This window comes from Conexibacter sp. CPCC 205762 (assembly GCF_030646155.1).
GTDB lineage: Bacteria > Actinomycetota > Thermoleophilia > Solirubrobacterales > Solirubrobacteraceae > Conexibacter.
This window is the reverse complement of sequence record NZ_JAUTDN010000052.1, coordinates 24,248-31,745: the sequence shown is the minus strand read 5'-3', so window position 1 is coordinate 31,745 and position 7,498 is coordinate 24,248. Positions and strand designations below refer to the sequence as shown.

General features: G+C 75.3%; 10 protein-coding genes. 1 reads left to right on the top strand and 9 read right to left on the bottom strand.

Annotated features, from left to right (window positions below; all coding sequences use genetic code 11):
- On the bottom strand, positions 1 to 754 hold a 754-nt coding region (locus Q7L73_RS25670), incomplete at its 3' end, for a choice-of-anchor M domain-containing protein (RefSeq protein WP_304715707.1).
- A gap of 20 nt (positions 755 to 774) precedes the next feature.
- Positions 775 to 1,233, bottom strand: a complete 459-nt coding sequence (locus tag Q7L73_RS25665) for a Fur family transcriptional regulator (protein WP_304694682.1) — start codon at positions 1,231 to 1,233, stop codon at positions 775 to 777.
- Between the two features lie 85 nt (positions 1,234 to 1,318).
- Here Q7L73_RS25665 and Q7L73_RS25660 point away from each other — a divergent pair, with 85 nt between their 5' ends.
- Positions 1,319 to 2,080 carry an IclR family transcriptional regulator gene (locus Q7L73_RS25660; protein WP_304694680.1) on the top strand — a complete coding sequence of 254 codons (762 nt, stop codon included), beginning with the start codon at positions 1,319 to 1,321 and terminating at the stop codon, positions 2,078 to 2,080.
- A gap of 42 nt (positions 2,081 to 2,122) precedes the next feature.
- On the opposite strand, the gene Q7L73_RS25655 is transcribed toward Q7L73_RS25660, so the two are convergent.
- Genes Q7L73_RS25655 through Q7L73_RS25625 form a run of 7 tightly spaced genes read right to left on the bottom strand, consistent with a single transcriptional unit; the run spans position 2,123 to position 7,494 of the window.
- Positions 2,123 to 2,800, bottom strand: a complete 678-nt coding sequence (locus Q7L73_RS25655) for a class II aldolase/adducin family protein (RefSeq protein WP_304694678.1) — start codon at positions 2,798 to 2,800, stop codon at positions 2,123 to 2,125.
- The gene (gene dmpG / locus Q7L73_RS25650; protein WP_304694676.1) at positions 2,797 to 3,798 is read right to left on the bottom strand and encodes a 4-hydroxy-2-oxovalerate aldolase; all 1,002 of its coding nucleotides are present in this window, start codon (positions 3,796 to 3,798) and stop codon (positions 2,797 to 2,799) included. The genes Q7L73_RS25655 and dmpG overlap by 4 nt, the downstream gene beginning before the upstream one ends.
- The gene (locus tag Q7L73_RS25645; RefSeq protein ID WP_304694674.1) at positions 3,795 to 4,673 is read right to left on the bottom strand and encodes an acetaldehyde dehydrogenase (acetylating); all 879 of its coding nucleotides are present in this window, start codon (positions 4,671 to 4,673) and stop codon (positions 3,795 to 3,797) included. The genes dmpG and Q7L73_RS25645 overlap by 4 nt, the downstream gene beginning before the upstream one ends.
- The gene (locus Q7L73_RS25640) at positions 4,673 to 5,491 is read right to left on the bottom strand and encodes a 2-keto-4-pentenoate hydratase (RefSeq protein WP_304694672.1); all 819 of its coding nucleotides are present in this window, start codon (positions 5,489 to 5,491) and stop codon (positions 4,673 to 4,675) included. The genes Q7L73_RS25645 and Q7L73_RS25640 overlap by 1 nt, the downstream gene beginning before the upstream one ends.
- Complete coding sequence (locus Q7L73_RS25635; protein ID WP_304694670.1) at positions 5,484 to 5,798, bottom strand: hypothetical protein; 315 nt, start codon at positions 5,796 to 5,798, stop codon at positions 5,484 to 5,486. The genes Q7L73_RS25640 and Q7L73_RS25635 overlap by 8 nt, the downstream gene beginning before the upstream one ends.
- Positions 5,795 to 6,619, bottom strand: a complete 825-nt coding sequence (locus Q7L73_RS25630) for a hypothetical protein (RefSeq protein ID WP_304694668.1) — start codon at positions 6,617 to 6,619, stop codon at positions 5,795 to 5,797. The genes Q7L73_RS25635 and Q7L73_RS25630 overlap by 4 nt, the downstream gene beginning before the upstream one ends.
- Entirely contained in the window at positions 6,619 to 7,494 is an 876-nt protein-coding gene (locus tag Q7L73_RS25625; RefSeq protein ID WP_304694666.1) for an alpha/beta fold hydrolase, read from the bottom strand. Before Q7L73_RS25625 ends, Q7L73_RS25630 begins: the two co-directional genes overlap by 1 nt.
- Between the last annotated feature and the right edge of the window lie 4 nt (positions 7,495 to 7,498).

Below are 7,498 nucleotides of genomic sequence, written 5' to 3'. Positions count from 1 at the left end.
GGCGGGACGGCGCCGGCGTCGGCGACGCGCCGCCGCCGGGCGGCGTCGGGCCAGCAGGCGGCGTCGCGCCGGGCGGCGGATCGGCCGCCGCCAGCGGCGCGCCGCTGGCGGGATCGACGGCGCCGACGGTCACGAGCAATTGGCGCGTGTCGCTCGTCGCGCCGGAGGGCGCGAGCGCGGCGCGCGTGGTGAGCGTCAGCAGATAGCGGCCCTCGGCGCCGAAGGCCCAGTTGCCGTGGGCGTGCGTGCCGGCGGGGACGGTCGTCGTGTCGGGCAGCCCGTCGCCGCTGTCGAACAGCGTCGTCGCGCCGCCGAAGGTGCCGGAGCTGAAGAGCGCGAACCGCCCCGGCCCGTCGACCGCGTCGAGCGTCCACGTCAGCGGCCCGGCGACCTGCCCGCCGGCGATCTCCTCCGTGTTCCAGCCGGGCCACAGGACCCCCGGGCGCTGCACCTGCGGCAGCAGCCACAGCGGCGCGCCGGGCGTGCCGAGGAAGGCGAACGCGGCGCCCGCCGGCACGCTCGTGCGCGCGGCCGGGCGGACGTGGAAGACGACGTCGGCCGGGTCGCGCCAGACGACCGCGCCCGAGCCCGCGGTGCCGTCCTTGACCTGCACCCGCAGCGCGCCGTCGACCAGCCGCGCACCCCAGTCGACGTGGCCGTCCTGGAGGACGACGGGCGCGGCGGCCGCCGACCCCGGCCCCGCGAGCGCCGCCGCGACACCCGCCGCCGCAGCGCGCAGAGCTGCCGCGCGCACGCCCGCAGCCCGCCGGCGCCTCACGCCGCGCCGCCCCTCACGCGCACCCCGTGCAGCACGACGTCGTAGCGGTCGAGCTGGAAGCCGTGGCGCTCGGCGGCGCCGGCGATCGCCGCCTCCAGCCGCGCGTCGGTGAACGGCTCGACGGCGCCGGTGCGGGCGTCGACGAGGTGGTAGTGGCTGTGGCCGGGGTGCGCCTTCTCGTAGCGCGCGAGCCCGTCGCGGCCGACGACCCGCCGCAGCAGCCCGAGCACGACGAACTGGTCGAGCAGCCGGTAGACCGACGCCTGCGAGCCGACGCCGCGCGCGGCCAGCCGCGCGACGATCTGCTGCGCGCTGATCAGGCAGTCGCCGTCGCGCGCCAGCAGCTCCAGCAGCGCGACCCGCACCGCGCCGGCGCGCAGCCCGGTCCGCGCCAGCCGCCCCTGCGCCCAGTCGAGCCAGCGGTCGCGCTCGCCCGGTTCTCGTGTCCCCGCCATCGGCCGGGAGCGTAGCTTAAAATGAGATCGAGTCTCAAATCTTGCCCATCGGTAGCGCCCCCGCAGCGAGTACGCTCTCGCGTCGATGTCAGGCCCCAGAGAGGACAGCGCGCTCTCGCCCGTGCGGGCGGTCGAGCGGGCGTGCACGCTGATGAGCGCGTTCACGCTCGCCGAGCCGGCGCTGACGCTCGGTGAGCTGGCCGAGCGGGTCGGGCTGCCGAAGCCGACCGCGTACCGGATCGCCAGCTCGCTCGTGCAGAGCGGCTTCATGACGCAGTCGGAGGACGGCCGCTACGCGCTCGGCAGCAAGCTGATGGAGCTGGGCGCGATCGTGCGCGAGCAGCTCGACCTCGTGCAGGTCTGCGGGCCGGTGCTGCAGGCGCTCGCGAGCGCGACCGGCGAGACCGTGCTGCTCGGGCAGCCCGACTGGGCGACCGCCGAGATCGTCGTCGTCGCGCGGCGCGACAGCGCGCACGCGCTGTCGATCCTCTCCCCCGTCGGCAGGCGCTCGCCGATCGCGCCCGGCTCGCTCGGGCAGGCGCTGCTGAGCGGGATGGCGCCGGCCGAGCGGCGCGCGTTCGCCGAGCGGCTCGGCACGACGAGAGACGCCGGCGGCAGAAGACGCTCGCCCGCGGCCTTCCTGCGCGAGCTGGAGGAGGCGGCCGCGCGCGGCTACGCGCTCGTCGCGGACGGCTACCTCGACGGCGTCTCGGGCGTGGCGGTGCCGGTCCTCAGCGAGGGCACGCGGCCACTCGGGACGATCGGCATCGTCGGGCCGACGACCCGCCTGCACGACCGCCTCGAGCAGTTCGGCGCGCTGCTCGTGCGCGAGACGGCGGCGCTGTAGCGAGCCGCGCCGCGCGGGACGTCGCCCACGCGGCGCCGCGCCTCAGGCGACCGCCCGCAGCAGCCGCCGCCACGCGCCCTCCAGGTGCGCATCGGCCTGCGCGTGCGCGTACTCGGCCAGCGCCCGCTCGCGCGGCAGCGGGCGGACGACGCCGCCGGCCGCGTCGGCCAGCAGCGTCAGCTCGCAGGCCTGCTCCAGCAGCACCGCCGCCGTCACCGCCAGGCCGACGCTCGCGCCGGCCGTGACGACGCCGTGGCCGACCATCAGCGCGGCCCGGTGGCCGGCGAGCGCGGCGGCCAGCGACGCGCCGCGCTCGCGCGTGTCGATCAGGCCCGCCCACTCCTCGTAGCGGCCGACGCCGGCCGCGAAGACGCCGCCGGTGTGCGAGATCGCAAGCGGCTCCCGCCCCGCCGCCGCGAGCGCGATCGCATGTGGCGGATGCGCGTGGACGACCGCCTGCGTCGCCGGCCGCGCCAGCAGCGCCTCGGTGTGGATCGGCCACTCCTGGTGGCGCGGGCCGTCGCCCGCCACCACCTCACCCTCCCAGCCGACCAGCATCACGTCATCAACGGTGACCTCGTCGAAGGCGATCCCGGCGCGCTTGATCCAGGCGCCGCGCCCGTCGCCGTCGCGCAGCGACAGATGGCCCCAGACGTGGTCGTCCAGGCCCGCCGCGCCGAGCACCCGGCAGCCGCGCGCGACCTCCTCCTGAGGGCTCACGCCGCCAGCTCCGCCGCGACCCCGATGATCATGTCCTCCTGCCCGCCGACGATCCGCCGCCGGCCCAGCTCCATCAGCACGTCGCGCGCGTCGACGCCGTACTTCGCGGCGGCCCGCTCGGCGTGCAGCAGGAAGGAGCTGTAGACGCCGGCGTAGCCGATCGTCAGGCCGGTGCGGTCGATGATCTGCGGGCGCTGCTGCAGCGGCGCGACGACCGTCTCGGCGACGTCCATCAGCGCGAACAGGTCCGCGTTCGCGGGGGTCCCCGAGCGCTCCAGCGCCGCCGCCAGCACCTCCAGCTGCGCGTTGCCGGCGGAGGCGCCGAGGCCGCGCACGGAGCCGTCGACCCAGGTCGCGCCGGCCTTCACGCCCGCGAGCGCGTTGCCGACCGCGCAGCCGAGGTTGTTGTGCGTGTGGATGCCGACCGCGGTCGACGCGTCGAGCGCCGCCCGCAGCGCCTCGACGCGCGGCGTGACGGTGTCGGGCACGAGCGCGCCGGCCGAGTCGACGATGTAGACGCACTGCGAGCCGTAGCTCTCCATCAGCTTCGCCTGCTCCGCCAGCACGGCCGGCTCGACCATGTGGCTCATCATCAGGAACGAGGCGACCCGCATCCCGTTCGACGCCGCCCACGCGATGTGCTGGGCGGAGATGTCGGCCTCGGTGCAGTGAGTCGCGACGCGCGCCACCGTCGCGCCGAGCGCCTGCGCCTCGCGCAGTCTCCGCAGCGTGCCGATCCCGGGCAGCAGCAGCACGGCGACCTGCGCACGCGTCACCGCCGCGACGGCCGCCTCGATCAGCTCCTCGTCGCGGTGCGGCGACTCGCCGTACTGGATCGAGGAGCCGCCGAGCCCGTCGCCGTGCGTCACCTCGATCACGTCGACGCCGGCGCGGTCGAGTGCGCCGGCGACCGCCGTCACCTGCTGCGGCGTGAAGCTGTGGCGGACCGAGTGCATCCCGTCCCGCAGCGAGGAGTCGAGCAGCGTCAGCGCGCTCATGCGGCCACCTCCGTTCCCTGCAGCCGGCGCGCCAGCCGCTCGCCGACGCCCGCGGCGGCGGCGGTCATGATGTCGAGGTTGCCGGAGTAGACCGGCAGGAAGTCGCCGGCGCCCTCGATCTCGATCATCACCGTCACGAGGTCGCCGTCGCTGTCGCAGACGAGCAGCCGGTAGCCGGGCACGTAGCGGCGCATCTGCTCCGCCATCGCGCGCACCGACGCCTCGACCGCCGCCGCGTCCGGTCTGCGCACGCGCGCGTAGATCGTGTCGCGCATCAGGATCGGCGGCTCGGCCGGGTTGAGGATGATGATCGCCTTGCCGCGGTCGGCGCCGCCGACCAGCTCGATCCCGCGCGCGGTCGTCTCGGTGAACTCGTCGATGTTCGCGCGCGTGCCGGGGCCGGCGCCGGCCGAGGCGATCGTCGCGACGATCTCGGCGTAGGCGGCGTCGGCGACGCGGTCGATCGCGTGCACGATCGGGATCGTCGCCTGGCCGCCGCAGGTGACGAGGTTGACGTTGGGCGCGTCGAGGTGCTGGTCGAGGTTGACGGCCGGCACGACGTACGGCCCGACGGCGGCCGGCGTCAGGTCGACGCAGACCTTGCCGGCCGCCTCCAGACGCGGCGCGTTGAGCCGGTGCGCTCTCGCCGCCGTCGCCTCGAAGACGAGCTGGATCGCGTCGTCGGCGAGGATCGCCTCGACGCCGTCGGCGCTCGTCGCGACGCCCAGCTCACGCGCCCGCGTCAGGCCCGGCGAGTCGGCGTAGATGCCGGCCATCAGCGCCGGCTCGACGACCTCGCTGCGCAGCAGCTTGATCAGCAGGTCGGTGCCGATGTTGCCGGGGCCGAGGATCGCGGCCTTGACCTTCGCGGGCATCACGACGCCCCCGCGACGAACGTGACCGACACGTCCCCGAGCCCGGCGAACGACGCGCGCGCCGTCTGCCCCGGCGCGACCGGCAGCGCTCTGGAGACGGCGCCGGGGATGACGATCTCGCCCGCCGCGATCCCCTCGCCGCCGCCGTACTGGTGCAGCGCCCGCGCGAGCCAGACGATCGGCGCCGCGGGGTGGCCGAGGACGGCCGCGCCGGTGCCTGCGTTCGCGTCGCCGCCGGGCGACACCGCGAGCGTCACCTCGACCGCCGCCAGGTCGAGACCGGCCGGCAGCGGCCGCCACGCCCCCACCACGACGTGGCCCGAGGAGGCGTTGTCGGCGACGGTGTCGGCGATCCCGATCCGCCAGTCGGCGATGCGGCTGTCGATCACCTCCAGCGCCGGCGCGACCGCCTCGGTCGCCGCCAGCACGTCGTCGATCGTCAGCGCCGCGCCGGACAACGGCGCCTTCAGCTTGAACGCGATCTCGGCCTCGACGCGTGGCGCGAGGAAGTCCGCCGGCGACAGCGCCGCGCCGTCGCCCGAGACCATCGCCGCCGTCAGGTAGCCGAAGTCGGGCTGGTCGACGCCGAGCATCCGCTGCATCACGTCGCTCGTCAGCCCGACCTTGCGGCCGACCAGCCGCGCGCCCGGCTCGGCCAGCCGCAGCGCGCGGCCGGCGAGCTGGATCGCGTAGGCGTCGGCGATCGTCGCGCCCGGGTGGCGCTCGACCACCGGCGCGACCGCGACGCGCGTCCGCTCGGCCTCCCACAGCAGCCGCGCCTCGGCGGCGACCGCCTCCGCAGACAGCGCCTCAGTCATCGCGCAGCCCCGCCTCGCGGTAGGCGGCGACGTAGTCGATCCCGAAGACGCCGGCGAAGTTGCGCACGACGTTCGGGTGGACGCCGCGGCGATACAGGGCCGCGACGTCGCCGACGGCGATCAGCCCGGCCTCCTCGTCGGTCAGCTCCAGCCGCATGTCGATCCCGCGCAGCGACGCCAGCGGCTCGCCCTGCGTGATCGCCCGCAGCTCGGCGAGCGCGGCCGCCGGGTCGCCGGGATGGCGCTCCGCCAGCGACCCCGGCAGCGACAGGTGGTAGGCGGCCCGTTGCAGGTGCGTGCGGCTCATGTCAGCTCCATCTCCACGAGCGAGATCCCCGTGATCCACTCCTCGACCGGCTCGTACAGCAGCCGTCTGCCGCCGTGCGAGCCGGCCGCGCCGAGCGCGACCATCCAGCACAGCAGCTCGCCGGCGCCGGGGCCGCCGCCGGCGACGAACTGCGCCTCGCTCATCCCGTCGAGCGCGGCCAGGTCGGGCGCCTCGAACAGGTCGAGGAACCAGCGGTCCCACTCCGGGTTGATGCGACCGGTCTCGGGCACGCCGATCCAGTGGCTGATGCCGCCGGTCGCGACGACGGCGACGCGCTCGGCGACGGTCTGCGCGGCGATCGCGTCGGCGAGCGCGATGCCGAGCTGGCGGCAGCGCGCGAACGACGGCAGCGGCCGCACGAAGGTGTTGACCGACAGCGGCACGAGCGGGATCGCGTCGGCCGGGTCGAGGAACTCCAGCGGGCAGGCGTAGGAGTGGTCCAGCCGCATCCCCGGCATCCCGGAGACGTCGAAGCCGGCGCTGACGAGCGCGCCGTGCAGCTCGTCAGCGAGCGCGGCGGCACCGGGCAGCGGGCGGATCGTGTTGCCCAGCTCGCCCCACGTCTCGAAGCCCTCCCCGCGGCCGATCGTGAACGTCGGCATCAGGTCCTCGGAGAACGTGAACATGTGGTCGTTGCCGACGACGACGAGCGCGTCCGGCCGCGCCTGCGCCAGCGAGTCGCGCAACCGCTCCCAGCCGGCGTAGACGCGGTCGAGCTTGTCCTGCTCGCGCTCGCTCTGCCGCACCCGCAGCTGGCCGCCCGCGTGCGAGACGCAGGCGGCCCAGACGACCTCGCCCATCAGCAGCTCCCGATGAAGTCGAGCGCGATCCGGTTGAACGCCTCCGGCTGCTCGAACTGCGGCCAGTGGCCTGCAGCTTCGATCAGCTCGAAGCGCGCGCCCGGCACGAGCGCCGCCGCCTTGCGCGCCGTCGCCGCCGGCACGGTCGGGTTTCTGTCGGTCCAGACGAGCAGCGTCGGGACGCTCGTGCGCGCGAGCTCGGCCTCGCCGATCAGGTTCGCGCGGTTGTCCTCGCCGGTCTGCTCGGCGGTCATCTGCGGCATCGCGGCGCGGCTGTCGGGCAGGTTGAAGATCGTCCAGCGCGTGTCGACCAGCTCGTCGGGCACGTTCTCGGGCGCCGCCATCAGGAACTCCAGCCGCGCCCGCACGCGCTCTCTCGTCGGCGCCTCCAGCGCTCTGTTGGTGACCGACGCGACCTTTCTGTGGATCGCCTTGCTCTCGGCCTGGCTGGCCGCGTCGGACAGCAGCATGCCGGCGCCGGTCGCCGAGATCAGCGAGCGCACGCGCTCGGGCTGGGAGAGCGCGACGCGCCAGCCGGTCCAGGCGCCGAGCGACTGGCCGATCAGGTGCGCGCGCTCGGCGCCGACGCTGTCGAGGAAGTCGAGCAGGTGGCGTTCGAACAGCGGCGAGTGGTACGTGACGTCGGTCGGCTTGTCCGTGAAGCCGTGGCCGATCGCGTCGATCGCGTAGGTGCGGTAGCCGGCCTCGCCGAAGGCGCGCACGTTGCGCACGAAGCCCTCGGCGTGGCCGGAGAGGCCGTGCATCATCACGACGACCTCGCCGTCGGCGGGGCCGGCCTGGATGGCGCGGGTGCGGATCCCGCCGGCGTCGTGGTAGGTCACGCTCGTGCCGAGCGCGTCGATCCAGAATGACATCGGG

Bases quoted from the DNA above. Each gene is read 5' to 3' on its own strand.
- Q7L73_RS25630 (WP_304694668.1), bottom strand. From the start codon at position 6,619: ATGGGCGAGGTCGTCTGGGCCGCCTGCGTCTCGCACGCGGGCGGCCAG.
- dmpG (WP_304694676.1), bottom strand. From the start codon at position 3,798: ATGAGCGCGCTGACGCTGCTCGACTCCTCGCTGCGGGACGGGATGCAC.
- Q7L73_RS25645 (WP_304694674.1), bottom strand. From the start codon at position 4,673: ATGCCCGCGAAGGTCAAGGCCGCGATCCTCGGCCCCGGCAACATCGGC.
- Q7L73_RS25640 (WP_304694672.1), bottom strand. From the start codon at position 5,491: ATGACTGAGGCGCTGTCTGCGGAGGCGGTCGCCGCCGAGGCGCGGCTG.
- Q7L73_RS25660 (WP_304694680.1), top strand. From the start codon at position 1,319: ATGTCAGGCCCCAGAGAGGACAGCGCGCTCTCGCCCGTGCGGGCGGTC.
- Q7L73_RS25625 (WP_304694666.1), bottom strand. From the start codon at position 7,494: ATGTCATTCTGGATCGACGCGCTCGGCACGAGCGTGACCTACCACGAC.
- Q7L73_RS25665 (WP_304694682.1), bottom strand. From the start codon at position 1,233: ATGGCGGGGACACGAGAACCGGGCGAGCGCGACCGCTGGCTCGACTGG.
- Q7L73_RS25635 (WP_304694670.1), bottom strand. From the start codon at position 5,798: ATGAGCCGCACGCACCTGCAACGGGCCGCCTACCACCTGTCGCTGCCG.